The sequence below is a fragment of the Streptomyces sp. ISL-87 genome (assembly GCF_018614095.1).
In the GTDB taxonomy this organism is placed as follows: Bacteria; Actinomycetota; Actinomycetes; order Streptomycetales; family Streptomycetaceae; genus Streptomyces.
Genome location: NZ_JAGGOY010000124.1, coordinates 1 through 25014, shown reverse-complemented (window position 1 = coordinate 25014; position 25014 = coordinate 1). Strand labels below are relative to the sequence as shown.

Genomic DNA, 25014 nt, shown 5'->3' with positions numbered 1-25014 from the left:
AAGGGACTTAGCGTCCTCTGAGAGATCCCATCCAGCACCCATCCAGCACGGTGCCGGTTCATCCAGCACATCCAGCACCGCCAGGCCGGCGCAAGACCATAGCGCTTGTGTACACATGGCACACTCGGTACGCTTGAGCCCATGACACAGCCGCTGCCCATAGAGTCCATCCGCGACGTGCGTGCCCACCTCGCCGAGGTAGTGGAGCGGGCCGATCGCGACGACGTGCCAACGGTGATCACGCGCCGAGGCAAGGAGGTCGCCGCAGTCGTCTCCATCGAGGTGCTGCGCAAGTACCAGGAATGGGAAGAGCGCGAGATCAACCGGATCATCGACGAGCGCATGGCCAATCCGGCCACCGGCATCCCGATCGAGGACATCATGAGGGAGACGCTGGCGCGCGGTGAGTGAGTACCGAACCGTCTTCCGACCCGAGGCGCAGGCCGAGCTGCGCAAGATCCCTCGCGACATGGCGCTGCGCATCCTGGCCAAGCTGACCGAGCTGGAAAGCGATCCCCTCGGCTTCAGCACCACCGCACTCGTATCGCAGCCAGAACGCCGTCGCCTACGAGTCGGCGATTACCGGGTCGTCTACACGATCGACAACGGAGAGCTGGTGGTGTGGGTCGTACACGTCGGACACCGCTCCACGGTCTACGACACGTAGCTGCTCCAAGTTCTGCGGACTGCCGCGGACAGCACGGCGGCCTGACCTGCTTTCTCGCAGGTCAGGCCGCCTGTCCCCGACCGATCACACGTTGAAGCGGAATGTCTGGGGCCCGATCCTGACCTGCGGCGGAGCCCCATCCAGGGCGCCGACCTGGCATTTCTCCGCTGGCGTGCGTTGGATTAGGGCGGGCGCTTACGAGCGTCCTGCGGACTGCCTGCGGACTGCATCGTGATCGCCGATGGCATTCGCCCCGGCCGGGGGCGCCGCAGCTCGACAGGCGCTCGGACGTGCGCAGAGCGACGGGTCCAGGGGGCGGAGGCGAACGCCGAGGCGCTCGCCTTCCGTCGGCCAGTCGGTCACTCCTGGGAGAGCGCAACCGTCAGGGTGGTCGGAGTCGAAGTAACGACAACATCGACGCCCTTTTCGGAGGCGGCGACGGTGCCCCCGCCCCGCGTCACCGTGTACCCGGCGGACTCCAGAGCCGTCGCGTACTGAGCGACCTGGCCGGCCGTGCCGGAGGAGCGGTAGACGAGGACGTAGCTGCCGGCGGTGCCGGTCACCGACGTCAGCTCTCCTTGCGGGAGCGGCAGGCCGGCCGGGAGATCCGCTGGGAGGGTGGTGCCTCCGACCACGGCGGACGGCGTAGCGGCGGGAGCGCCCGAGGCCTTGCCGGTGTCCGCGGCGGAGCTGGAAGCGGCGGACGGCGCCTTTTCTCCTCCGGTCGCACCGGAGTCGGCCTGCTGGCACGCTGTGAGTCCGAGCCCGGCGACGATGACAGCGGCGAACAGGCCTGAGGCGCGCTTCATGGGCATGATGACGACCAATCACGAGGGGTTTACCGACGAAAATGAGATTGACAGATGAAAACCACCTTTGACAAGTGTCAATCATCTCCCTAGCGTCGAGGCCATGGAAGACACCGCGGTCTCACGAAACCTGGAACTCCAGCGGCAGTGGTACGGAGCGCCACTGGGTGAGATCTGCCGGGAGCTGTGCACCACGTTCGGGATCAGCCAGTCGGCGCTCGCCAACGTCATGGGCATCTCTCCGGCCATGCTCAGCCTGGTGATGCGGGGGCAGCGCGCCCGGATCGCCAACCCGGACGCCGCCGCACGCTTGTCGACACTGATCCAGCGCGCGCAAGACGTACGCAGCGGGGCCGCGGAACCCTCAACTGTGGCGGGCCTCCTTGCGGAGATCCGGACCCAGACGACGCCGGGGCAGGACTCACTGGGGGCGCCGGTCGCCCCCTTCTCCCCGCCCGAGAGCCCCTCCGCGGAGGCGGAACGCTGGTTCGTCCGTTCCTTGCGAAACCTGCTGACCGCCACGGCCGGCGCGGTCGACATCCTGGACGCGGCTGATGCGGTCGAGGTGCATCACCCGGGCCTCGCCGAGATCCTGCGTACGTGCGGTGCGGGCCGGACCGACGAGGCCGTCGATCTCGTGCGGCGGCTCAACGCCCTGCGCTGACGCGGCGATAGGCTCCGGCCTATGGAACCAGGGGGGATACTCGCCGACCGCTATGTACTGGTCGAGCCGATTGCCACGGGCGCGCAGGGCACGGTCTGGCGCGCCGTCGACAGGCGCGACGGCGCCGAGGTGGCGGTCAAAGTGTCCGGCGGCTCGGATGTCGAGTCCTTGTGGCGGCTGGTCTGCGAGCAGTCGGTCCGGATCGGGCATCCGCATGTCCTGGCGCCGGTGGACTGGTTCATCCGGGAGGGCGAGGCCTGGCTGGTGCTTCCTCTGGTGCGCGGCGGCACGGTGGCCGGGTTGCTCGACGACTACGGCGCACTCCCCCCGGCCATCGGCCTCCTGATGGCCGAGCAGATGCTGGACGCGCTTGCCGCCGTACATGCCGCCGGTCTGGTGCACCGCGACGTCAAGCCGTCGAATCTGCTCCTGACCGCGACCGGCTCCGGGCGACCGCACCTGCTGCTCGCGGACTTCGGAGTCGCCCGCGTCAGCCCCCATCTCCGGCTGACCTCCCGGGCCGTGGCGGTCGGTACTCCCGGGTACCTCGCGCCCGAGGTCCTGAAGGGCGCGGACAGTTCACCCGCTCAGGACCTGTACGCGGCCGGGGTCGTATTGCGCAGTCTGGGCGGCCCGTCGGAACTGGTGGACGCGATGGTTGCCGACCAGCCGGAGCGGCGGCCCTCGGCCGTGTCGGCACGCGACGCGATAGCACGATTGCGGACGAGGCTCGGTGACGAACGGTGGCCGGTGCTGTGGGAGGGCGAGCCCTTCATCGTTCCGGACCAGTTCGCCGACGGGTTGGGTCCGGGCCGGTCGTTGGCCGACGCCGACGGCCCGGCTGCCGATACTGCGTCCCGGTCGGCCACACCCCCCGAGTGGGCACCACAGCTGACCGGACCGCGACGGCGGGCAGCTGTGACCGCGGCCGTCCTGGCGTGCACGGCGGCGATCGCCGCGGCTGTGGCTCTGGCTGTAGCGGCTGATGGAAGCGGCGGTGCCGAGCCGCCCGGGGGCCGCCCCAGCGAGAAGCCGTCAGCCGGCGGATCTCCGGCGCGCCTCGTGCCGACCGATGCCGCCACGGGAATGGCCGACCCCGAAGGCCCCGGCGCTTTCAGCCGTTGCAAGGCGGAAGACGAGCTGGCGATCGAGTTCAGCCCGGAAGGCTACGTGCTGCGGTGCACCCACGTACCGGGCACGCGAAACTACGAATGGGCTCCGCTCCGCCGCACCTCGGGCTGATTCAGTGCGCCGAGCCGGATCCAGCACGCCTGCGGACTCCATGCGACACACAAAGGCCGCCCAACCGGCTCCATCGCAGGTCAGACGGCTTTCGTGAGATCAACTACACGTTGAAGCGGATGTGCACAACAACGCTCCCACCTGCGGAAACGTGGTTCTGAGGGGTTCAAGTCAGCACAGAATCAGCACCGTGGAGCGAGCTCCCTCTACGCCGACGGAGGCTGCACCTCCAGGATCGTCGCCGTCCCGGCGGCCACCGCGGTCTCGTACAGCGTGATCCGGTCGCCCGGGGCGAGGTGCCTCCACCGCGCCGAGGTCAGGGGCAGGAGCCGCACCGGAGCCCGAGCGCCGGGCGCGAGTTCACCAGCGAATTCGACCCACACCCGGGCGATGTCCAGGTCACGCTCTCCGTAGTCCCTCCGGTTGCCGATGTCCCACATCGGCCGCAGCACCCCGGCTCCAGGAATCGGCGTACGCCTGAACGTCTCCCCGGCCGGTTCGAAGCGCGAGATCAGCTCGGATGACGCCCACTCGCGTCTCGGCGCCCCGCCACCAGCACCACTCCCGGCTCCGTTCGAGCCCCATCATCCCGGCCGCGCGTGCCAAGTCCTCACCAGAAGCCTGTCGGCGCCGTCCACTCGTCCCCCAGCTCCTCCAGCAGGTCGAGCGCGACATCCCACTCGTCGTACGCGAGGTACTCCCAGATGTCGGACACCGTGATGTCGTTCTCGCCGGCAACCCCTTCGGGCACCAGCAGCGAGGCGGCTTCGAGTATCCCGGCGACGTCCATGCGCCGGTTATGGATCAGCAGCACAACTTCCCCTCGTGACGGCCACAATCGTTAGGGTTGTCCCATGACCGCACTGCCCGACTGGATGCGCCCGCCGCGCGCGGAAGGCTGGTTCGCGGAGGACCTGGACCGCCTCCCCGAGGCACCACGCCACACCGAGCTCATCGACGGAGCACTCGTCTTCATGATGTCGCCACAGCGGTCCTGGCATGGCCGCCTCGTCACCGCCCTGACCACCACGCTCATGGCGCAGGCGCCGACCGGCTTCGAGGTCGAGCGGGAGATGACGATCCGCCTCGATGCCCGCAACCGCCCCGAGCCGGACCTCTTGCTGACGGACCTGCCCTATGACCCTGACCGCACCTGGTACGCCCCGGAGGACGTGAAGCTCGTCGTGGAGGCCATATCCCCCGAGTCCGCCCACCGCGATCGCACAGTAAAGCTTCGCAAGTACGCAGAGGCCGGCATCCCGCACTACTGGTGCATCGAGGACGAGGGCGGGGCGCCCGTCGTGCACGTCTACGAGCTCGACGAACCGACCGGCGTCTACGCGCCCGCCGGCATCTTCCGGGGCACCCTCCAGCGCCCGGTGCCCTTCGAGATCAGCCTGGACCTCGACAAGCTCACACCGCCCCGAAGCAGCTGAAAAGTCAGCACCACGTCAGCACGGGAACGCAGAAGGGGCCGGACTCGTCAGAGTCCAACCCCTTCTGACCTGCACATTTGAGGAAATTATCTAACATGCAGTAACGAGATGACTACACGTTGAAGCGGAACTCCACCACGTCGCCGTCCTGCATGACGTAGTCCTTGCCCTCCATGCGGGCCTTGCCCTTGGCGCGGGCTTCGGTGACCGAGCCGCAGGCGACCAGGTCGGCGAAGGAGATGACCTCGGCCTTGATGAAGCCGCGCTGGAAGTCCGTGTGGATGACGCCGGCGGCCTCGGGGGCGGTGTCGCCCTTCTTGATGGTCCAGGCGCGGGTTTCCTTCGGGCCGGCCGTCAGGTAGGTCTGGAGGCCCAGGGTGGCGAAGCCGACGCGGCCGAGGGTGGCGAGGCCGGGCTCGTTCTGGCCGACCGACTGGAGGAGCTCCAGGGCTTCCTCGTCGTCCAGCTCGGAGAGGTCCTGCTCCAGCTTGGCGTTCAGGAAGATGGCCTCAGCCGGGGCGACCAGCGCGCTCTGCTCCGCCTTGAAGGCGTCGTCCACGAGCTCGTCCTCGTCGACGTTGAAGACGTAGAGGAAGGGCTTCGTGGTCAGGAGGTGGAGCTCGTGGAGGAGGTCGCCCTGCTCCGTGCCCTTCGTGATGCCCTTGGAGAAGAGGGTGTCGCCCGCTTCGAGGATCTTCTGGGCGGATTCGACCGCCGCCAGGACCGCGACCTTCTCCTTCTGGAGGCGGGACTCCTTCGTCAGGCGCGGCACTGCCTTCTCGATGGACTGGAGGTCAGCGAGGATCAGCTCGGTGTTGATCGTCTCGATGTCGTCCTTCGGCGAGACCTTGCCGTCGACGTGGACGACGTTCTCGTCCTTGAAGGCGCGGATGACCTGGCAGATCGCGTCCGACTCGCGGATGTTCGCGAGGAACTTGTTGCCCAGGCCCTCGCCCTCCGAGGCGCCGCGCACGATGCCGGCGATGTCGACGAAGTCGACCGTCGCCGGGAGGATCTTCTGCGAGCTGAAGATGCCCGCGAGGACCTTCAGGCGCTCGTCGGGGACGCCGACGACGCCGACGTTCGGCTCGATGGTGGCGAACGGGTAGTTGGCCGCCAGCACGTCGTTCTTGGTCAGGGCGTTGAACAGGGTCGACTTGCCGACATTCGGCAGGCCGACGATTCCGATCGTGAGCGACACGTTGGCGACTTCCCGTAGCTGGAGGGGGCGGCGGCCCAGGTGTGGGCCGTCGGACAGTTTACTTTCAGATGAGCGGCGGTGGATGTACGCGTGTCCGGGCAGCCGGACGGGGCCCCTCCCGCCTACTTTGGTGGGGTGGAGCAATACAGGACGCGACCGGCGGTTCACCCCCAGCGACAGCAGCAGCCGCGCCGCCCGGCCATGCCGGGAGTGCCCGCCCAGGGCGGCGGCGGGCGGCCCCGGCCGGTGCTCGGGCGCAGGATGCCCCGGCCCCGGCTGACCGGGCTCGGCGGCGGGCTGCTCGCCTGCGCCGCGATGATGCTGGCCGCCGGGATCGCCTGGCTGCTGTTCGACTCCTCGCTGTTCGTGTACGGGCTGCTCTTCCAGCCCGCGGCCGCGGCCACCGCCCTCTGGGTACGGCCCGCCGACCTGATCACCGCGCCGATCAGCGTGCCGATCGCCTTCGCCGCCGGAGTCTGGCCCATCTCGGGTGGCTCCGGCGGCTTCGGCGGGGAGCTGATGGGGGTCGTCTCCGCCCTGTCCCTGCACGCCGGCTGGCTCTACGCGGGGACCCTGGTGGCGGCCCTGATCGTCGTGGTCCGCAAGGCCGTGCTGATCGGGCGTAGGGGGCTGCCCAGGCGGGCGGCCTGAGCCGAACGTCACGGCCCTGGAGCGCCGTCCCTGCCCCGGCCCCGGCCCTGCCCCTGGCCCTGGCCCTGGCCCCGGGAGGCCATTGCCCTTGCCCCTGCCCCTACTCCTTCGCCGCCATCGCCGCGCCCACGATGCCCGCGTTGTTCTGGAGCTTCGCCGGGATGATCTCCGCCCGGATGTCCTTGATCAGCGGGAGGAACTTCTCCGGCTTGCGGCTGACCCCGCCGCCGATGATGAAGAGGTCCGGGGAGAACAGCATCTCCACATGCGCCAGGTACCTCTCGACGCGGTGCGCCCAGAGTTCCCAGGTCAGGTCGCCGTCCTCCTTGGCCTTCACCGACGCCCGCGTCTCCGCGTCGTGGCCCTTGAGCTCCAGGTGGCCGAGCTCCGTGTTCGGGACCAGCCGGCCGTCCGTGAAGAGCGCGCTGCCGATGCCCGTGCCCAGCGTCAGCATGATGACCGTACCGGTGCGGTCGCGTCCGGCTCCGTACGTCATCTCCGCGATCCCCGCCGCGTCCGCGTCGTTCAGCACCGTGACCGGCCGCCCGTCCAGGCGCCGCGAGAGCAGGGACGCCGCGTCGACGCCGACCCACCCCTTGTCCATGTTGGCCGCCGTGCGCGTGACGCCGCCGGTGACGACGCCCGGGAAGGTCACCCCCACCGGCCCGTCCCAGCCGAAGTGGCGCACCACCTCCGCGACACAGCCGGCCACCCCGTCGGGGGTGGCCGGCTGCGGTGTCAGTACCTTGTGGCGCTCCTGCGCCAGTTCGCCACGGTCCAGGTCCAGGTCCACGGGCGCGCCCTTGATCCCCGAACCGCCGATGTCCACACCGAAGATCTGCATGGACCCACCGTAGAGAAGAGAAGGCCCTACTTCTCGGCAACCTTCTCGGCGGCCTGGGCGACCAGCGCGGCCGCTTCGGCGCGCAGGTCGCGGCGCAGCTCCTTCGGCAGCGAGAAGACGATCGACTCCTCGGCTGTCTTGACCAGCTCCACGTCGGCGTAGCCGCGCTCCGCCAGCCACTCCAGCACCTGCTCGACCAGGACCTCCGGCACCGAGGCGCCCGAGGTCAGGCCGACCGTGGTGACGCCCTCCAGCCAGGCCTCGTCGATCTCGCTCGCGAAGTCGACCAGGTACGCGGCGCGCGCACCCGCGTCCAGCGCGACCTCGACCAGCCGGATGGAGTTCGAGGAGTTCTTCGAGCCGACGACGATGACCAGGTCCGAGTCGGCGCCCATCTGCTTGACCGCGACCTGGCGGTTCTGCGTGGCGTAGCAGATGTCGTCGCTCGGCGGCGAGACCAGCAGCGGGAACTTGGTCTTCAGCGCGTTGACCGTCTCCATGGTCTCGTCGACCGAGAGCGTGGTCTGCGAGAGCCAGACGATCTTGGACTCGTCGCGGACGGTCACCTTGTCCACGTCGTCCGGGCCGTCGACGATCGTGATGTGGTCCGGGGCCTCGCCGGAGGTGCCGATGACCTCCTCGTGACCCTCGTGGCCGATGAGGAGGATGTCGAAGTCCTCCTGCGCGTACCGGATCGCTTCCTTGTGCACCTTGGTGACCAGCGGGCAGGTCGCGTCGATCGTCGCGAGCTTGCCGCGCGCCGCCTCCTCGTGCACCGTCGGCGCCACGCCGTGCGCGGAGAACATCACGATGGAGCCCTCGGGCACCTCCTCCGTCCGCTCGACGAAGATGGCGCCCTTCTTCTCCAGGGTCTGCACGACGTACTTGTTGTGCACGATCTCGTGTCGGACGTACACCGGCGCACCGTACTGCTCGAGAGCCTTCTCGACGGCGATCACGGCCCGGTCCACGCCCGCGCAGTAGCCGCGGGGGGCGGCGAGCAGGACGCGGCGGGAAGCAGCAGCAGGAGCGGAATCAGTCATGCGGTCCATCGTACGGGGGTCTCCAGGAGGCCTGTCGTCGCCCGCTCGACCCACACTTGATCGAATGTCCGTACCGCTGATCCTCCGGAGGAACGATGGCGTCCGCGACGGATACCGGTACGGAGCACACCGAGCTGCGGCGGAGCCTGGGCTTCCGGGACCTGGTCGTCTACGGGCTGCTGTTCATCGCCCCCATGGCCCCGGTCGGGGTCTTCGGCACCCTCGACGCCAAATCGCACGGCGCCGTGGCCCTCGTGTTCGCGATGGCCCGGGAGCGGCGGCTGCCGCGCGTCCTGGCGCACACCTCCGCCGGGACCCCGCGGCCGGCCCTGCTGGTGGCGGCCAGGCGGCCACGATCACGCTGATCGCCGCGGTGTGGGCGGCCCGGCGCGACGACGGCCTCGAGCAACTGGTCTCCGTCGTCGACATCGGGGCGCTGGTGGCGTTCACCCTGCTGCACGCCTCGGTGGTGGGCTGGTTCGTGGTCCGGCGGGCTGAGGGGGCCCCGGTCTGGTGGCGGCACCTGGTGATCCCGGTGCTCGGTGCGGCGGTGACCGTCGCGGTGATCGTCGAGGCCTCTCGGACGGCGCAGCTGGTGGGGGCGGTGTGGCTGGTGGTGGGCCTGGGGGTGCTGGTGGCCCAGCGGGAACGACGCGCGCACGATCAGGGGTCCGGGCCCGACGCCGGTGTCAGTCCTGGCGGTTAGCCTGCGTGCATGGGTCTGAATACGTCGGCTGACGCGCCGCTGCCGGTCGGTCAGGTGTCCCGGCTCATCGGGGGCTGGATCGACAAGCTCGGCCAGGTGTGGGTGGAGGGGCAGATCACGCAGCTCTCGCGGCGGCCGGGGGCGGGGGTGGTCTTCCTGACGCTGCGCGACCCGTCGCACGACATCTCGCTCAGCGTGACCTGCTTCCGCCAGGTCTACGACGAGGTCGCGGACGCCGTGACGGAGGGCGCGCGGGTCGTCGTCCTGGCCAAGCCGGAGTGGTACGCCCCGCGCGGGCAGTTGTCCCTGCGGGCCACGGAGATACGGCCCGTCGGCATCGGGGAGCTGCTGGCCCGGCTGGAGAAGCTCAAGCGCTCGCTGGCCGGCGAGGGCCTGTTCGCGCTGGACCGCAAGAGGCCGCTGCCGTTCCTGCCGCAGCTGATCGGGCTGGTGGTCGGGCGGGCCTCGGCGGCCGAGCGCGATGTGCTGGAGAACGCCCGGCGGCGCTGGCCGGCGGTCCGCTTCGAGGTGCGCAACGTCGCCGTCCAGGGGGTGCATGCGGTGCCCCAGGTGATCCAGGCGGTCAAGGAGCTCGATGCCCTGGACGAGGTGGACGTGATCATCGTGGCGCGCGGCGGCGGCAGCGTGGAGGACCTGCTGCCGTTCTCCGACGAGGAGGTCGTACGCACGGTCGCGGCGGCCCGTACCCCGGTGGTCTCCGCGATCGGGCACGAGCCGGATTCGCCGCTGCTGGACCTCGTCGCGGACCTTCGGGCCTCCACGCCCACGGACGCGGCCAAGAAGGTCGTCCCGGACGTGGGCGAGGAGCTGGAGCGCGTACGCCAGCTGCGCGACCGGGGGCTGCGCGCGGTGCGCGGGCTGCTCGACCGGGAGGAGCGGGGGCTCGCCCACGCCCTCGCGCGGCCCGTGTTCGTCCACCCGCAGCGGATGGTGGAGACGCGGGAGGACGAGGTGGAGGCGCTGCTGGCGCGCAGCCGGCGCACCCTGGGGCACCTGCTGGACCGGGCGGAATCGGAGCTCTCGCACACCCGCGCCCGGGTGGTGGCGCTGTCCCCGGCGGCGACCCTGGAGCGGGGGTACGCGGTGCTCCAGCGGGCGGACGGGCATGTGGTGCGCTCGCCGGGGGAGGTCTCGGCGGACGATGTGCTGCGCGCCCGGGTCGCGGAGGGCGAGTTCTGCGTACGGGTCATGGAGCACACGGACACGCCGTCGCAGGAGCCGGAACCGCCGCAGGCTCCGGTCGGCTGACGCCCCGGCTGACGCCTCGACTGACGCCCCGGCTGAGGCACACCGGGGCAACGCGGGCGCCATACTGCCGCAACTGAATCGCTGCACTACACATTTAGGGTGGAGAACGGGAATGGCCGAGGCCGATACGTCGCTGGGGTATGAGCAGGCGCGGGACGAGCTCATCGAGGTCGTCCGCAAGCTGGAGGCCGGCGGCACCTCGCTGGAGGAGTCCCTGGCGCTCTGGGAGCGCGGGGAGGAGCTCGCGAAGGTCTGCCGGCACTGGCTGGCGGGAGCCCGCGCCCGGCTGGACTCGGCGCTGGCGGCCCGGGACGCGGGGGCCGACGCGGAGTGAGCTCAGTCACCACCCGGGGATTTAGTTGAAATTTCATCTACTTTTCTCGTAGAGTCAGAGACATCGCTTCACCTCCGTATGGAAGAAGGCTTTCCGATGTCTCTCGTTCTTGACTCCGCCGCGCAGGACCTGCTGTTCCGCGAGGCCCGCACCGCCAACTCGTTCTCCGACGAGCCGGTGACCGAGGAGCAGGTCCAGGCGATCTACGACCTGGTGAAGTACGGCCCCACCGCCTTCAACCAGACCCCGCTGCGCATCACCCTGGTCCGCTCCGCCGAGGCCCGCGAGCGCCTCGTGAAGCACATGGCCGAGGGCAACCAGGCCAAGACCGCCGCCGCGCCGCTGGTCGCGATCCTCTCCGCGGACAACGAGTTCCACGAGGAGCTCCCGCAGCTGCTGCCGCACTTCCCGCAGGCCAAGGACGCCTTCTTCTCGGCGCGTCCGGTCCGCGAGCAGTCCGCGCTGGTCAACGCCACGCTCCAGGCGGCGTACTTCATCCTCGGCGTCCGCGCCGCCGGTCTGGCCGCCGGCCCGATGACCGGCCTGGACTTCGCGGGCATCCAGAAGGAGTTCCTGGACGACGACCACACCCCGCTGATGGTCATCAACATCGGCAAGCCGGGCGAGGACGCCTGGTTCCCGCGCTCCCCGCGCCTGGAGTTCGACCAGGTCGTCACCACGGTCTGAGTCCGGACGCCCGAGCTCGGGCATCCGAGTTCGGACGCGCTACGCGGACACGCATACGCGGACACACATACGCGGACACGAAGAAGCCGCCCACCCCGATCCGGGGCGGGCGGCTTCTCGCGTAGCTGCGACTGCCGGGTCCTGGGCTCAGCCCTGGCCCTGCTTGAATTCCAGCGCCTCCGCCATCTTCGCGAGCTGCTCGAAGGAGGCCGTCCCGGTCACCACCGTGACGTAGCCCTGCTCCTGCCGCACGAGGGCGTCGTACTTCTCGCCGTCCCAGCGCTCCCAGGTCAGGTCACCGACCTGCTGCGTCTGCCCGGTGGCCTGCGCATGCTTGGTGATCTTGGCGACGAACTTGGCCGTGGCGTCGCTGGACTGCTCGACGGCCACGTACTGCTGCTCCGGGTCGAGGAAGCCGAGGTGCCAGGCGTTGGCGTTCTTGCGCTCGTACGTCACCGAGGTCGCCCGCCACTCGTCGGGAAGGCCCACGGGCGCGGCCACCGGGTACGGAGCGGCGCGCCGGGCGGTGATCGTCTCCACGCGGTAGTCGACCACGCGCGTCGGATCGGCTTTCTCATCATGTGGGAGGAACATGTAGATCCCCGCGACGACGATCCCGATCACCGCCAGCGACCGGACCATGTCCAGGATCGTCTGCTTGCCCTTCATATTTGCCACGTCACCATCGTCCCGCATCGCCGGGAGCGATCACCGCCGGGGTAGGCGCGGCGACCGCCCGAGCGGCGCAAGGTGTCCGCTCAGGCCAATCGGCTGACCGGTATTCCGCTCATACGTGACCCGCCCTGCTCAATTTATCGACGTACCGATAGAGTTTCAGCACCCTCACATCCCGGCCGTCGTCGTACAGAAAGGTGCGCTCCGATGACCGAGCACAACCTGCCGCCCCAGCTCGAAGTCTCTCCCGAGGCCCCCGACCGCAACCTTGCCCTGGAACTCGTCCGGGTGACCGAGGCCGCGGCCATGGCCGCCGGTCGCTGGGTCGGTCGCGGCGACAAGATCGGCGCCGACGGCGCCGCGGTCAACGCCATGCGGACTCTGATCTCCACCGTCTCGATGAACGGCGTCGTCGTCATCGGCGAGGGGGAGAAGGACGAAGCCCCGATGCTCTACAACGGCGAGCGGGTCGGTGACGGCACCGGCGCCGAGGTCGACATCGCCGTTGACCCGATCGACGGCACCACCCTGAACGCCAAGGGCATGCCGAACGCCATCGCCGTCCTGGCCGCCGCCGACCGCGGCACCATGTTCGACCCGTCCGCGGTCTTCTACATGGACAAGCTGGTCACCGGCCCCGAGGCCGCCGACTTCGTCGACATCAACGCCCCCGCCTCGGTCAACATCCGCCGGGTCGCCAAGGCGAAGAACATGGCCGTCGAAGACGTCACGGTGATCATCCTGGACCGCCCCCGCCACGAGGGCATCGTCAAGGAGATCCGCGAGACCGGCGCCCGGATCAAGTTCATCTCGGACGGCGACGTCGCGGGCTCGGTCATGGCGGTGCGCGAGGGCACCGGCGTGGACCTGCTGCTGGGCATCGGCGGCACCCCCGAGGGCATCATCTCGGCCTGCGCCATCAAGTGCCTCGGCGGCACGATCCAGGGCAAGCTGTGGCCGAAGGACGACGCCGAGCGCCAGAAGGCCATCGACGCGGGCCACGACCTCGACCGCGTCCTGCACACCAACGACCTGGTGTCCGGCGACAACGTCTTCTTCGTCGCCACCGGCATCACGGACGGCGAGCTGCTGCGCGGCGTCCACTACCGCTCGGAGACCGCGACCACGTCCTCGCTGGTCATGCGCTCGAAGTCGGGCACGATCAGGCAGATCGACTCCACCCACCGCCTGTCGAAGCTGCGGGCGTACAGCGCGATCGACTTCGACCGCGCGCAGTAGGGCGTAGCCGGGCGGTCAGAGGGGCGCTCCTGCGTGCGGCGGGAGCGCCCTTCGCCTGGCCGGCGTTCGAGGTACGGGGCCGGCGCCGACGCCCTGGCCTTCCCAGTCCCGCCGACGGGACCACCCGTTTTTTCGGTACCGCCCGGGGCCGCCAGCTCTTCCGTCCGCCCCGGGGCCACCAGCTCTTTCGTCCCGCCGGGGGGACCATTCCAGCCTCGCCGGCGTTTGAGGCGCGGGGTCTGGGGCGGAGCCCCAGGGAACCCGGCTCCGCCGGGAACCGGGCTCTGCCCGGACCCGCGCCTCAAACGCCGGCGAGGCTGAAGGGTGGTGCCCCTCGGGCCCGGTGCCCCTCCGGCGCGGTGCCCCGGCCGGAGCGGGAGGGGCGTCAGCCCGCGGCAGCGATCGGGCCCGCGCCCGGGGCCTGGCGGAGCTCACCCGCGCGGCGCCGCCTACGGGCCAGGACCACCCTTCGCTCGGCGGCGGTCAGCCCGCCCCACACGCCGTACGGCTCCGGCTGGAGCAGCGCGTGCTCCCGGCAGGCCACCATCACCGGGCAGCGCGCACAGACCCGCTTCGCGGCCTCCTCGCGCGAAAGCCGGGCCGCGGTCGGCTCCTTCGAGGGAGCGAAGAAGAGCCCCGCCTCGTCCCGGCGACACACCGCCTCCGCGTGCCATGGGCCGTCCTCTTCCCGCGCCGGCACCGGCGGCTTCGGGAGGGCGGCTACCTGGAGGGGCTGATGCGGCGGATGCTGCACGGTCTACTCCTGACGACGTATACGCGAGCGAGAGACGATGCACCTGTCCCTACCCGCTGTACGCGCCCCTATGCACTGCGTGCCGCCCGTGCGCCACTCCGGAGAATTTCGACCGAAACCCGACGGCGGCCGGGCCGTCTACACCCGTGGGTGCAGGCCGGATACCACCCTGGGGAGCCCCGGGGATCACCCCCTGGTGGGCCGAGAACACGACGCCTCGGCGACTACGTTTCCACCGTCCCGCACGACGTGAACCACACGACGGAGGAACGATGAAGCTCACCTCGAAGGCCACCCTCGCCCTGGCCGCGGTCCCGGCCGCGCTGCTGCTGATGGCCGGCCCGGCCAGCGCCCTCGGCGGCTACGACCTCACCGGCAGCGCCGGCGACATCGGCGGCGCCTGGGCCCACGGAACCACCTGGCGGACCTCCGACAGCCGGGTCCATCTGAACGGCGAGCTCAAGGACACCGTGGGCGACGGCAAGGGGGCGGCCCTCAAGATCCACGCGGTCTACGCCGACGGCGGCACCCGCGACGAGCTGGTCCGGAACACCTCGGGCAACCAGGCGGTCGTGGGCATCGGCGAGTACAACTTCGCGTCCAGCGTGCGGCGCATCGAGCTCCAGGAGTGCCTGCTGTCCCGCGCGAGCGACGGCAGCATCTACATCAGCTCCTGCGCCGGGGGCGCGCAGGTCCTGTACTTCTGACATACCGGGCCGGGCCGCCATGGGAACCCCGGACCCCGGACCCCGATCACCGGGGCCCGGGTTTCCTGGCGGGGGGAAGGAGGCGGGGGGAAGGAGGCGGGGGCCGGGGGGTCCCGCCCCTCAGCCGTCCAGCCGCTTGCGCAGCTTCAGCGCCAGGTCGACCAGCCGGGCGCCGAACTTCGGCCGGGCCTCGATGTTACCCAGCAGCGCGAAGCCCCGCACGATCACCACCGGCGCCTGCGGATCGGTCGTTCCGCGCCCCTCGCCCCGTACCTCGAAGTTGCCGAGCACCCCGCTGCCGTAGCCGCGGAGCGTGACGTTCTCCGGGACCAGGATGTCCACGTTGCCGAGCACGCACACCACATTGATCTCGGTGACCTGCTGCTCGAACACCGCCTCGGTGAGGTCGATGCTGATGTCGCCCATGACGGAGACGGCGCGGGTGTGCGCGCCGGGCCGCCAGCGCCCCCTGCGGACGGAGCTGCTGCACACGGCGACGACCGTCTCGGAGGGTCCCGTCACCGCGGCCCCCGCGGCGGCGTACGCGGGCGCGGGGGCCGCGGTGACGGGCGCGGGCAGGTCCCGTACCAGTACCTCCAGCTCCCCGACCGTCTTCACGGCATACAGCGAGTCCAGGCGCTCGGAGTGCTCCTCGGAGGTCAGCCGGCCTTCGGCGAGGGCATCGGCGAGGATCTGCGCGATCCGGTCCCGGTCGGCGTCGGAGGCACGCAGCTCGACGGGGGCGGCGGGGGCGGCAGGGTGCTTTTCCAGGTCCACGCGCCCCAGCATAGCGAGACACGATAGATCGCGATACTCCCAACTGGAGTCCTCCGCGCGTCCAGTGAGCCTTACCTCACAGACGCAGCCCCGGGCGAAGGTCCTACGCTGGTTAACCGCGCTGCCAATTGGTCGCCAGCGCTGTCTGCCGAGTGAGGAATGACTGCCGCCATGTCCCTTAGCCCCCGCCCACCCAGCCCGGCGTTTGCGTACACCGACCTGCTGCCCCTGGGCGAGGACACCACCCCCTACCGGCTGGTGACCTCGGAGGGCGTCTCGACCTTCGAGGCCGACGGCCGTACGTTCCTCAAGGTCGAGCCGGAGGCGCTGCGCAAGCTCGCCGAAGAGGCGATCCACGACATCCAGCACTTCCTGCGCCCCGCGCACCTCGCGCAGCTGCGCCGGATCATCGACGACCCCGAGGCGAGCGCGAACGACAAGTTCGTGGCCCTCGACCTCCTCAAGAACGCGAACATCGCGGCGGCCGGCGTCCTGCCGATGTGCCAGGACACGGGCACGGCCATCGTGATGGGCAAGCGCGGCCAGAACGTCCTCACCGAGGGCGGCGACGAGGCGGCCCTCTCGCGCGGCATCTACGACGCGTACACCCGCCTGAACCTGCGCTACTCGCAGATGGCCCCGATCACCATGTGGGAGGAGAAGAACACCGGCTCGAACCTGCCCGCGCAGATCGAGCTGTACGCGACGGACGGCGGCGCGTACAAGTTCCTCTTCATGGCCAAAGGCGGCGGCTCGGCCAACAAGTCCTTCCTCTACCAGGAGACCAAGGCGGTCCTCAACGAGGCCTCCATGATGAAGTTCCTGGAGGAGAAGATCCGCTCGCTCGGTACGGCGGCCTGCCCGCCCTACCACCTGGCGATCGTGGTCGGCGGCACCTCGGCCGAGCACGCCCTGAAGACCGCGAAGTACGCCTCCGCGCACTACCTGGACGAGCTGCCGCGTGAGGGCTCCCCGCTGGGCCACGGCTTCCGCGACGAGGCTCTGGAGCAGCAGGTCTTCGAACTCACCCAGAAGATCGGCATCGGCGCGCAGTTCGGCGGCAAGTACTTCTGCCACGACGTCCGCGTCGTCCGCCTGCCCCGCCACGGCGCGTCCCTGCCGGTCGCCATCGCGGTCTCGTGCTCGGCGGACCGCCAGGCGACTGCGAAGATCACCGCCGAGGGCGTCTTCCTGGAGCAGCTGGAGACGGACCCTGCGCGCTTCCTCCCGGAGACGACGGACGAGCACCTGAACGACTCGGCGGACGTCGTCTCCATCGACCTGAACGCCCCGATGGAGACGATCCTCGCGACCCTCTCCCAGCACCCGGTCAAGACCCGCCTCTCCCTGAGCGGCCCGCTGGTCGTGGCGCGCGACATCGCGCACGCCAAGATCAAGGAGCGGCTGGACGCGGGCGAGGGCATGCCGCAGTACCTCAAGGACCACCCGGTCTACTACGCCGGCCCCGCGAAGACCCCCGAGGGCTACGCCTCCGGCTCCTTCGGCCCGACCACGGCCGGCCGGATGGACTCCTACGTCGAGCAGTTCCAGGCGGCGGGCGGCTCCAAGGTCATGCTGGCCAAGGGCAACCGTTCCCAGCAGGTGACGGACGCGTGCGGCTCGCACGGCGGCTTCTACCTCGGCTCGATCGGCGGCCCGGCGGCCCGCCTGGCCCAGGACTGCATCAAGAAGGTCGAGGTCCTGGAGTACGAGGAGCTCGGCATGGAGGCGGTCTGGAAGATCGAGGTCGAGGACTTCCCGGCGTTCATCGTCGTGGACGACAAGGGCAACGACTTCTTCACTTCGCGGGAACCCGAGCAGCCGACGTTCACCAGCATCCCGGTCCGGGGTCCCGGCCTGGCGTAGCCCAGCTGTCGCGTATCCAGAGCCCCCGGCACCAACCGCCGGGGGCTCTCGCCGTGCCGTCCCTCCCCCGGTGATCAGGCGCGGCGCCAGGTCTCGGGTGTACTGCTGTCCGGGCCCTATTCGGGGGCGTGGCTGTACCGCTCCAACGTCGCCTTCGAGGTGGACTTGTCCACAAGCCGCAGTTCCCACGGTCCCGTGTTCACGTCGAAGTCCTTACCGAAGCCGACCCACTTCCCGGCCATCCGTCGGCCGGTCGGCTCGACCAGCAGCTGAATGGCCCCGTGGTAGCGGGCCCCGTTGTAGTAGCCATCCGAAGCGGTCTGCTCCACCCACGACCCGGTGACCACGTTGCGGTCAACGGTGAGATCCAGCATGAGCGGGCTGTCCGGGTTCGAGGACGCCCCTGGCAGGCTCTGGGCGGTCAGCCGGTTGCCGTGCTGGACGATCACCACGTAGTGCTTGCCCTCGTACGTGTCTCCCCGGCTGGACGAGTAGAACTCGTACCGGCTGAGCCATACCCCAGAGAACGTCTCCTCGATGCTCTGTACAGCCGACTGCGCCCCTACGGCGGCGGAGGTGACACCCTCTGCCCCTGTATCCATGTCGTGCCCTCCTGTCCCGTCTGCGTGGACTCTCGCCATCGGCACGGGCAGGGAGAACCCCAGGGCCTCGACGGGACGGCCTGTGACCCGCTCTAACGCCCTGGCGTACACGCCTCGGGGCGTCTTGCTCGTACCTGACTCCCAGCGCTGTACCAGACGCTTCGACGCTTCGTTGGGTTCTCCCAGCTCATTCCCTGCCCGGCGCAGGGCCTTGGCAAAGTCGTCTTGGCTTAAGCGCAGGCCGATACGCACGGCCCGCAGCACATCATTCGGCACCACGGCGGTCGTCGTCATGACGTCAAAGCTAGACCCAACCCGCTTGCAATGACACCGGTTTGACGCCCCTGGGGGCGTCATTGACGCCCGGCCGAGTGACGCCTAGGTGACGCCCCAGGTGTCGTCGCTCTGCCCTTCCGGTGGCAGGAACATCTACCTCACGAACCAGGCAACCGGACGAGAGGGTGAGTGATGGCAAGCCGGAACGACGGAGCCCCCGGAGGGGGTCTCGGAGCAGCCGTAACCCTCTCCATGCCGGTACTTCAGCCCACCCCCGTGGAGGGCTGCGAGATTTGCGGAGAGCAGGCCGCGCAGCGGTCGGCCGCGCACCAGCGTGGGGACCACTCCGCCGTCAGCGACGCGAACGTCAGGCTCCGCAATCACAAGTACCACCGGGCCATCTGGTGACCCTCACCGTTCGGGTCTCGCGCGACTCCGGCCGAACGTGGGAAGGCTCGGTTACCTACCCGAGCAACAGTGCCGAGAAGCCGCTCACCGCCATGGCGTCCGCCGCATGGCCCCCCTGCAAGTGCCCCCGATGTTCCGCAAAGACAAGGAAGGCACAACAGTGACGATCACCCAGCACGACACCGCCAGCACCCGCAACCTGATCGGCCCCAGCCTGCGGGCCGACCTCATCACCATGGTCCGCGAGGACTACTGGCCGGAGATCACCGACGACCAGGGCAACCGGGGCGTGGAGCAGCTCGCCGCGTTCCTCGCCGTCGCCGCGACCACCACGGAGAAGGTGACCCCCAGCCTCCGCGTGGACCTGTTCTGGCACGCGTTCGTGCTGCACACCAAGCCGTACGCCGACTTCTGCGACACGCTCGGCGGCGGGTTCATCCACCACGTCCCCGACCGCAACAGCGGCCACAACCCCGAAGAGGGCCGGGCCGCGATGCGGCGGACCGCCGGCCTGATCAGCGAGGCCGGATATCAGACCGACCCCGAATTCTGGCCCCTCGACGGCGCGGCCGACTGCACCCAGTCCTACGCCGGGTGCACCGACAGCCCCGTCAACAAGTAACCCGCCCCACCGCCTCAGCCGCCCGGTATCGTGCCGGGCGGCTGTCGCCATGACCGAGAACGGACACCGATGACTGACGCTCGCAGTGCCGCATGGGACACCTATTCGCAGAGCAAGCCCCAGCGAAGGCAGACCAACGCCAAGGGTGAGACCACCTGGTTCAACTGGACCCAGTACGCCGACCACGGCCCCGGCGCCGAAGTGCTGGCACTCAACCCGGGTGACACCGCACTCGACCTCGGATGCGGGTCCGGCGGAAACCTCGGCCACCTGGCCACCCTCGGCATCAAGGCCATCGGCGTGGACATCTCCACGAAGCAACTCGACAAGGCCCGAGAGCGATGGCCGGACGTGGACGGCATGGAGTTGCACCAGGGCGAAGCGTTGGCCTACCTCGGCGAGACCTTCACCATCTTCGACGCGGTGTTCAGCGTCTTTGGCGTCGCCTGGTTCACCGACCCCGGCCTACTGCTCCCCATCATTCACGCCACCCTCAAGCCGGGCGGCGTGTTCGCCTTCTCTCAGCGGCCGCCGGTCGAAGGCTGCTACGGGTGCCAAGCGTCGTACATCCCTCGCAGCCCCGAGGAAGACCCCGCCATCGTGAAGCGGTGGGACTACCAGCCCGACATCTGGTGTTCGCTCCTCAAGGAGTACGGGTTCCCCGAGGTGACCGCGACTGTGGTCCCGGCTCCTGAGCAGGAGAAGCGCACCACAGGCACGCTCCTGGTCCGCGCCGTACGGGGAGACCAAGCCCAGCTGTTCTAGGGTGACGGACCTTCCCAATTCAGTCGGCCTGTGCCCCACCGATCTGCGCCATATTCAGCGGCTGCACGAATGTGGCCCCCTGGCCGGCTGGGAGCGGCGGAAGGTCCTCCAGAGCCCGGACTTCATCCCGAGACATAAAGCCGTTGTTGATCGCCACGGCGTAGGCCTCATAACGGTCCTTCGTCTTTGCCCGCAGGCGGGCATCCGCATTGAAGCGAATGCTTTCGCCCCGCGGAAGCAGGAAAGTGGAAACAGCCTGCTCAATGCGAACAATCCACGGCATGAGAGTCTGGTCAATGAAGAACTTATTCTGTTCCTCAACGCCACTGCCCCAGCTGGACGTAACCGTACTGTCCACCAGATAAACGGGGATGCGGTAGAGAAGGGCAATCTCCGACTTCTGGAAACGTCGGGTTTCTAGAAACTGGGCCTGCTCGGGTGCAATGGTAATCGGCTTGAACTGGGCACCACCGGTAAGAACGCCCACGCTGTGCGACTTCTTCACACCCGCGTGAGTCTTCTTGAACATTTCGCGGAGAAGCTTCGCTTCGTCCGGCCGGGGATTGCCCGGATGCTCGATGACGCCCGCCATCGTGGTTCCCTGCTCAAAGAAGCGGGTGCCGAATTCCTGGGCCGTGAGACCGAGGCCGATAGCCTCTCGGGCTACGTCAAGAGGCGAAAGGCCCCGAGCCTTACCAGGGACGGCGAACGCTGGAATGTGGAGAATCTGGGAAGTGTCGAAGAGTCGAGTCTCTCCGCCAATCCGAAATTGCTTAGCCCCCACAGGTCCGTCAACAATATCCACATCCTGTGGATGTAGACAGTAGAGCGCCGTAACGTCGCCGTTAGTATCGCGGTCAGTCGCGATGAATGCATTCCCATCGGCCAGAAGAGAGGCAACCACCCGGTGCCAGAACTCGTACGTGGTCTGGTGCGGGTTCGGTTGCTGAATCCACGCCGGGGACCTACGGCCCTCCAGCTTCTTGCGAATACCGTTGGCCTTCGTCAGATGGTCAACGGGGAGCATGCTGATGCCGTCAGCAATAAGCGACTGGCAGGCGTAAACGGCAACGAGCTGAAGGGAGCCCTCGCGGGTAACCGAACGGCCGGAGTGAGTACGGGGGCGGAAAGCGGAAAGCCGGTCATCCTGACCTGTTCCAAACAGATCCAGGGGCGTCGAGACCCGGTCAAACATTCGAGTAAAGATACTCACAGCCAACCCTCGATCTGCCCAATAGCCATTCGGGCGCGCTTACGGACCGCCCACATGAAACGCTGCACTGATTCCTCCAACAAGAGGGCCGCCCGGATGTCCCGGGCGGCCCATGGGCTGGCTAGCTACCTCGAATTACCTGGACGCTCGAAGGCTCTGCAACCGACGTGCCGGCCACGCGCACCACAATGCGATAGGCCACTTGGTCCCGGTCGAACCTGAATTCTTCGGAGGCGTTAATGTGGGCCTGGCTGCGGATACCGAAGAAGATCCGCGATGCGTCGCAGACGATCGCGGTCTTGGCAGGAATGTTGGACGACACCAGAAGGGGGAGGCCCCACACCGTGTTGAACGGTGTATCGGTGGGTGCGCCACCCTGATAAGTGCCAGCAGTAGCAGCCTTCTCAAGTCGCATCGAACCGGCGACATCCGGAGACGCGAACACAACCGTGGGATTGCCGTTCGCCGTCTGGATGCGCGTGATAGCGGCGCCCAGATCATCGAAAGACGGAAGCTTGCCCGCGCTCAGGGTCGTGGTCACACCCTGCGCGATTATGCCCTTGACCGGGGCGTTGAGTGCTCCCGAAAATGCATCGGCGTCGATACGGCTCGCCGCCGACTTCAGCATGTCGTCACCAAGAATGTTGCGGAGATCTACAGCACTATCGGCCAACAGTTCGTTTGGCGCGTACCGCATTTCCTTAATGGCCTTGGCCGACAGAGTGATCCCGGCGAATGTCATGCTGCCTTCGGGAATCTGAGCGCTCTCGTCCACGTATCCGGGAGTGGACGACGAAGCGATACCCGGAAGGGTCAGCTCGGCAGTATCGAACTGAATGATATTGGAACTGGGCAGGCCGCGCAGGAACGAACTGTCGGCGCGCAACTTGTCGAAGTAGCTCCGAGCGGTCGCCTTGGGCACAAGCCAGCCGCCATCTGCGAGAGTGGAGCTCTGAAGCGCCCGGTACTCAGAGAGGCTGGGCCCGCTCCTCTACCTGAGAGGAAGGAAGAGCAGCAGAACCAAGCTTGTCGGCAAAAGAGCGCGTCTCGGCCCGGCGCTCCTCCAGGCTCGGGCCGTCAGACTTGGATATTTCCTGGGCATCCGAAGCAGGCTCGGGCTCCATAAGGGAGCGCAGAGCCGCGCGTCCCTCGGGGGTGCTGGCCTTCCCGCCATTCACCATGGCCAGGATCTCGGCTCGGTTCTCCGAGCCGGGCGGGGTGTTCATGATGGTGTAGGCGATCTCGCCAGCAGCAAGGCCACGCTCCCGGGCCTCGGCCTTATCAAACATCTCGCTGAGTGCGAGCTTCATGTGCATGCTCCTGAATTTGGGCAAAACAAAGCCGCCCATCTGGCAATGCCAGGGGCGGCTAGGTGTGCTTCTGTATGGGGTTAACCGATGCGGGCTATGTCTTCGATGATCCGCATGTGACGCTCAAAGGCTCGATCGTGTGCGCGCTTCAGGCGTCGCCCTCGGGCAACCTCACGCTTGCACTGAGGTGAGCAATAGAGCGGCGGGCGTCCAGGCCCGTACGGATGGTGGAAGAAGCCTGCGCAGTAGAAACAGGTGAGCGTCGTCACGGAAAGGCTCCGTCGTCTAGGTTCTGTACGTAATACAAAGACCCGTTGCGACGGCAGATCACACACATGGATTCGGTGAGGGATACCCCCACTAACTCAGGCGAACCCCGCGCGCTCCTTCCGAGGGCAGGCAGCAGCACGCCCGAACGGCCGAACAACGCGAGCCAACGCCTCTGGTCTCGCAGAGGATAGGTTCATGAACGCTCAGGGATCGCCGCCTCAGTCACCGGGCAAACTAAAGCGAGCACTGACCGTAGGGAAGATCGCGTGGTCGGTATTCATGGCGCTTCTGGGCGCTGCTGTAGGCGCCCTCACTGCGGCCTCACTTTGGCCCCAGGAACTGTGGCCCCGCAACGTACAGCCTCGCGTTTTCGCGCCTCAGCCCCAGAGGGAGCCTGACGACTGGGTTACTCCCTACGGAGTAAAAGAGATCGAGGCTGCGCCGGCCAGCGTCAAAGGGCATAGCTGCGCACCTGAACTATCCGCATGGCTCAAAACGATGAAGAGCGTCCCCACCAGGAACTACTTGAAGTTCGTACTCACAACTGAACGGATGGATTCGGTTGTTGTAATTAGTGTCCGCGCGCACGTTCGTAAAGTGAGTGACGCACCAAAGATGAGGACGTCAGTAGCTAGCTGCCTGGCAGGTGAAGGAAGTGGGTACGAGAGTCGCACGCTAGACGTCATAGTCGGGCCCCAATCATTCAAAACCAGGATCTTCCAAGAAGACGGGAAAGAGCTAAAAAGCGTAAGCGTGAATTTGTTGAAGGGGGAAGCAGCCGAGTTCGACTTGCAAGTCTCAGTCGAGGACTCACCGGGGGCGGTTTATGAGTGGACCGCCGAACTCGAAATCCTGAAAGGTGGCGAGCATGAGTATCTGCCAATTCCGGGAGGGCCCCGCCGAGTAGCGGGCAGTCTGCCTGAGAGTGCCCCTCGGGCCACCGTGTACTTCAACCCGTGAATATGTTGCGATTCAAAGTAATCCGCATTCCCACGACTTCAGGCGAACCCCCGCGCGCTCACGCGAAGGGAAGGCGGCGGGTGCAGAAGGCGTCAGCCCTAAAGTCTCAACCCCGCCCCAGGTCGATAAAGACACCCGTGCGGCCTCACGCGGCCGCTAGAGGAGTCGGGGAATCGACAGAGAGGAGTTGATAGCAAGCCGAGTCCTTACGGCCTCTACAGGCCGCCTAGGCCATTCCTCGGCCGGCTGGGCTCCCCCGCAAGAGGGGGGCACCCTTTTGGAAAGGCTCAGTAGTGCCGACCCTTGCGCCGAGCGTTCTCCCGGCGCGTGTTGCATGAACGGCAGAGAACACGAATGTTCTCGGGCGTGTTCGTACCGCCCTCGGCCAACGGCTGTATGTGATCACCTGTGAGATCAGTTGTTCTACGGCAGAACGAACACCACGGCTGAAGCCTGATGGCTTCGGCCCTGGCCTTCACCCACTGATAGTCATAGCGGCCCGCTGCGCGGGTGTTCTTACTCGGATACCTTCTCTGCCCGCTGGCCGGGCAGAGAGGGCACCGCTCGCCAAGCGGATGCAATCTCTTGTGACGGGCGCACATGCTGTAAGGCATGGGCACCCCCTTTCTGTATTGGTGGGGGCAGCCTTGGCGGCTGCCGTTCATCGGAGAGGAGTGAGCGGAGCGAGCGAGCCGAATCCCCTCGGCCCTGGCCGACCGGCCGAGGCTGCTAGCTCATTGCTTTTGCTGAAAGATGGCGCCCTTTCGAGGGGCGCCACTTGCTACTTGAAACAGAAAGGGCACCCCGCCAAGGGTGCCCCTGTATCGGCTACTTCGTTGAACCGCCCTGGCTCGACCGCCAGGGCGTGGTTTGAGCAGCGCCCTTCGCGGGGCGCTGCTTCTCTCTAAGGCCATAAGTTCCCCTGGCCTTGATCGGCCAGGGCATAGCTGCGTAGCGGAGCGCAGCAGCTAACGGCCCCCGAGGGGGCCTTACTAATACTCCAGCTGTAGATCGTGA

28 protein-coding genes and 2 pseudogenes are annotated in these 25014 nt (G+C 67.9%); 16 read left to right on the top strand and 14 right to left on the bottom strand.

Annotated features, from left to right (window positions below):
- The first annotated feature begins 141 nt into the window (after nt 1-141).
- Together J7I97_RS35045 and J7I97_RS35040 are read left to right on the top strand one after the other, a co-directional pair.
- A complete protein-coding gene (locus J7I97_RS35045) occupies nt 142-411 on the top strand; it encodes a type II toxin-antitoxin system Phd/YefM family antitoxin (RefSeq protein ID WP_214943751.1) in 270 nt (89 codons plus the stop codon).
- Nucleotides 404-667: a type II toxin-antitoxin system RelE/ParE family toxin gene (locus J7I97_RS35040; RefSeq protein ID WP_214943748.1), complete on the top strand. Its 264-nt coding sequence runs from the start codon at nt 404-406 to the stop codon at nt 665-667. The genes J7I97_RS35045 and J7I97_RS35040 overlap by 8 nt, the downstream gene beginning before the upstream one ends.
- A gap of 359 nt (nt 668-1026) precedes the next feature.
- Here the strand turns inward: J7I97_RS35040 and J7I97_RS35035 are convergent, their stop codons facing one another.
- Nucleotides 1027-1476, bottom strand: a complete 450-nt coding sequence (locus tag J7I97_RS35035; protein ID WP_214943745.1) for a hypothetical protein — start codon at nt 1474-1476, stop codon at nt 1027-1029.
- A 103-nt stretch (nt 1477-1579) separates the two neighbouring features.
- Here J7I97_RS35035 and J7I97_RS35030 point away from each other — a divergent pair, with 103 nt between their 5' ends.
- Together J7I97_RS35030 and J7I97_RS35025 are read left to right on the top strand one after the other, a co-directional pair.
- Nucleotides 1580-2140 (top strand): helix-turn-helix domain-containing protein, encoded by a 561-nt coding sequence (locus tag J7I97_RS35030; protein ID WP_214943742.1) that lies wholly within the window; start codon nt 1580-1582, stop codon nt 2138-2140.
- Between the two features lie 21 nt (nt 2141-2161).
- Nucleotides 2162-3382 (top strand): serine/threonine-protein kinase, encoded by a 1221-nt coding sequence (locus tag J7I97_RS35025; RefSeq protein ID WP_214943739.1) that lies wholly within the window; start codon nt 2162-2164, stop codon nt 3380-3382.
- Nucleotides 3383-3588: 206 nt separating this feature from the next.
- Here the strand turns inward: J7I97_RS35025 and J7I97_RS40110 are convergent, their stop codons facing one another.
- Both J7I97_RS40110 and J7I97_RS40105 read right to left on the bottom strand, forming a co-directional pair.
- Nucleotides 3589-3834 carry a hypothetical protein gene (locus tag J7I97_RS40110; protein WP_308369276.1) on the bottom strand — a complete coding sequence of 82 codons (246 nt, stop codon included), beginning with the start codon at nt 3832-3834 and terminating at the stop codon, nt 3589-3591.
- A gap of 158 nt (nt 3835-3992) precedes the next feature.
- Entirely contained in the window at nt 3993-4196 is a 204-nt protein-coding gene (locus J7I97_RS40105) for a hypothetical protein (RefSeq protein ID WP_308369277.1), read from the bottom strand.
- Nucleotides 4197-4236: 40 nt separating this feature from the next.
- Here J7I97_RS40105 and J7I97_RS35015 point away from each other — a divergent pair, with 40 nt between their 5' ends.
- Nucleotides 4237-4818, top strand: a complete 582-nt coding sequence (locus J7I97_RS35015) for a Uma2 family endonuclease (protein ID WP_214943736.1) — start codon at nt 4237-4239, stop codon at nt 4816-4818.
- Nucleotides 4819-4930: 112 nt separating this feature from the next.
- On the opposite strand, the gene ychF is transcribed toward J7I97_RS35015, so the two are convergent.
- On the bottom strand, nt 4931-6019 hold the full coding sequence (gene ychF, locus J7I97_RS35010) for a redox-regulated ATPase YchF (protein ID WP_214943700.1): 1089 nt from the start codon (nt 6017-6019) through the stop codon (nt 4931-4933).
- Nucleotides 6020-6154: 135 nt separating this feature from the next.
- Between ychF and J7I97_RS35005 the strand changes: the two genes are divergently transcribed.
- A complete protein-coding gene (locus tag J7I97_RS35005) occupies nt 6155-6670 on the top strand; it encodes a DUF6542 domain-containing protein (protein ID WP_214943697.1) in 516 nt (171 codons plus the stop codon).
- Nucleotides 6671-6770: 100 nt separating this feature from the next.
- Here J7I97_RS35005 and ppgK read toward each other — a convergent pair whose 3' ends face one another.
- On the bottom strand, nt 6771-7514 hold the full coding sequence (gene ppgK / locus J7I97_RS35000) for a polyphosphate--glucose phosphotransferase (protein ID WP_214943694.1): 744 nt from the start codon (nt 7512-7514) through the stop codon (nt 6771-6773).
- Between the two features lie 26 nt (nt 7515-7540).
- Complete coding sequence (locus J7I97_RS34995) at nt 7541-8566, bottom strand: 4-hydroxy-3-methylbut-2-enyl diphosphate reductase (protein ID WP_214943691.1); 1026 nt, start codon at nt 8564-8566, stop codon at nt 7541-7543.
- A 239-nt stretch (nt 8567-8805) separates the two neighbouring features.
- Between J7I97_RS34995 and J7I97_RS34990 the strand changes: the two are divergent.
- The 4 genes and pseudogenes from J7I97_RS34990 to J7I97_RS34975 all read left to right on the top strand — a co-directional run.
- A pseudogene (locus tag J7I97_RS34990) lies at nt 8806-9263 on the top strand (amino acid permease); the annotation flags it as partial.
- Nucleotides 9264-9272: 9 nt separating this feature from the next.
- Nucleotides 9273-10532, top strand: a complete 1260-nt coding sequence (gene xseA, locus J7I97_RS34985; RefSeq protein WP_214943688.1) for an exodeoxyribonuclease VII large subunit — start codon at nt 9273-9275, stop codon at nt 10530-10532.
- Nucleotides 10533-10644: 112 nt separating this feature from the next.
- Nucleotides 10645-10866, top strand: a complete 222-nt coding sequence (locus J7I97_RS34980; protein ID WP_214943685.1) for an exodeoxyribonuclease VII small subunit — start codon at nt 10645-10647, stop codon at nt 10864-10866.
- Between the two features lie 96 nt (nt 10867-10962).
- A complete protein-coding gene (locus J7I97_RS34975) occupies nt 10963-11553 on the top strand; it encodes a malonic semialdehyde reductase (protein WP_214943683.1) in 591 nt (196 codons plus the stop codon).
- Nucleotides 11554-11700: 147 nt separating this feature from the next.
- Here J7I97_RS34975 and J7I97_RS34970 read toward each other — a convergent pair whose 3' ends face one another.
- The gene (locus J7I97_RS34970) at nt 11701-12222 is read right to left on the bottom strand and encodes a DUF4245 domain-containing protein (protein WP_251050123.1); all 522 of its coding nucleotides are present in this window, start codon (nt 12220-12222) and stop codon (nt 11701-11703) included.
- A gap of 213 nt (nt 12223-12435) precedes the next feature.
- Between J7I97_RS34970 and glpX the strand changes: the two genes are divergently transcribed.
- Entirely contained in the window at nt 12436-13467 is a 1032-nt protein-coding gene (gene glpX / locus J7I97_RS34965) for a class II fructose-bisphosphatase (protein WP_214943676.1), read from the top strand.
- 385 nt (nt 13468-13852) lie between these two features.
- Here the strand turns inward: glpX and J7I97_RS34960 are convergent, their stop codons facing one another.
- Nucleotides 13853-14221, bottom strand: a complete 369-nt coding sequence (locus J7I97_RS34960) for a WhiB family transcriptional regulator (RefSeq protein WP_214943673.1) — start codon at nt 14219-14221, stop codon at nt 13853-13855.
- 272 nt (nt 14222-14493) lie between these two features.
- Between J7I97_RS34960 and J7I97_RS34955 the strand changes: the two genes are divergently transcribed.
- Nucleotides 14494-14928, top strand: a complete 435-nt coding sequence (locus J7I97_RS34955) for a hypothetical protein (protein ID WP_214943670.1) — start codon at nt 14494-14496, stop codon at nt 14926-14928.
- Between the two features lie 120 nt (nt 14929-15048).
- Here J7I97_RS34955 and J7I97_RS34950 read toward each other — a convergent pair whose 3' ends face one another.
- Nucleotides 15049-15705, bottom strand: a complete 657-nt coding sequence (locus J7I97_RS34950; protein ID WP_214943667.1) for a DUF1707 domain-containing protein — start codon at nt 15703-15705, stop codon at nt 15049-15051.
- Between the two features lie 171 nt (nt 15706-15876).
- Here J7I97_RS34950 and J7I97_RS34945 point away from each other — a divergent pair, with 171 nt between their 5' ends.
- Nucleotides 15877-17571 (top strand): fumarate hydratase, encoded by a 1695-nt coding sequence (locus tag J7I97_RS34945; protein WP_214943664.1) that lies wholly within the window; start codon nt 15877-15879, stop codon nt 17569-17571.
- A 116-nt stretch (nt 17572-17687) separates the two neighbouring features.
- Here the strand turns inward: J7I97_RS34945 and J7I97_RS34940 are convergent, their stop codons facing one another.
- Nucleotides 17688-18467 (bottom strand): DNA-binding transcriptional regulator, encoded by a 780-nt coding sequence (locus J7I97_RS34940; RefSeq protein ID WP_214943661.1) that lies wholly within the window; start codon nt 18465-18467, stop codon nt 17688-17690.
- Nucleotides 18468-18701: 234 nt separating this feature from the next.
- Between J7I97_RS34940 and J7I97_RS34935 the strand changes: the two genes are divergently transcribed.
- From J7I97_RS34935 to J7I97_RS34925, 3 genes are all read left to right on the top strand, one after another.
- Nucleotides 18702-18857 (top strand): hypothetical protein, encoded by a 156-nt coding sequence (locus J7I97_RS34935; protein ID WP_214943658.1) that lies wholly within the window; start codon nt 18702-18704, stop codon nt 18855-18857.
- A gap of 160 nt (nt 18858-19017) precedes the next feature.
- Entirely contained in the window at nt 19018-19479 is a 462-nt protein-coding gene (locus J7I97_RS34930) for a hypothetical protein (RefSeq protein WP_214943655.1), read from the top strand.
- A gap of 69 nt (nt 19480-19548) precedes the next feature.
- Nucleotides 19549-20244, top strand: coding sequence for a bifunctional 2-polyprenyl-6-hydroxyphenol methylase/3-demethylubiquinol 3-O-methyltransferase UbiG (locus J7I97_RS34925; protein ID WP_214943652.1), 696 nt, complete (start codon nt 19549-19551; stop codon nt 20242-20244).
- 19 nt (nt 20245-20263) lie between these two features.
- Here the strand turns inward: J7I97_RS34925 and J7I97_RS34920 are convergent, their stop codons facing one another.
- From J7I97_RS34920 to J7I97_RS40530, 4 genes and pseudogenes are all read right to left on the bottom strand, one after another.
- Nucleotides 20264-21439, bottom strand: a complete 1176-nt coding sequence (locus J7I97_RS34920) for a phage portal protein (RefSeq protein ID WP_214943649.1) — start codon at nt 21437-21439, stop codon at nt 20264-20266.
- A 139-nt stretch (nt 21440-21578) separates the two neighbouring features.
- A pseudogene (locus J7I97_RS34915) lies at nt 21579-22415 on the bottom strand (phage major capsid protein); the annotation flags it as partial.
- Nucleotides 22416-22425: 10 nt separating this feature from the next.
- Nucleotides 22426-22767 (bottom strand): hypothetical protein, encoded by a 342-nt coding sequence (locus J7I97_RS34910; RefSeq protein WP_214943646.1) that lies wholly within the window; start codon nt 22765-22767, stop codon nt 22426-22428.
- Between the two features lie 1517 nt (nt 22768-24284).
- Entirely contained in the window at nt 24285-24599 is a 315-nt protein-coding gene (locus J7I97_RS40530) for an HNH endonuclease (protein WP_374195538.1), read from the bottom strand.
- Nucleotides 24600-25014: the final 415 nt, after the last annotated feature.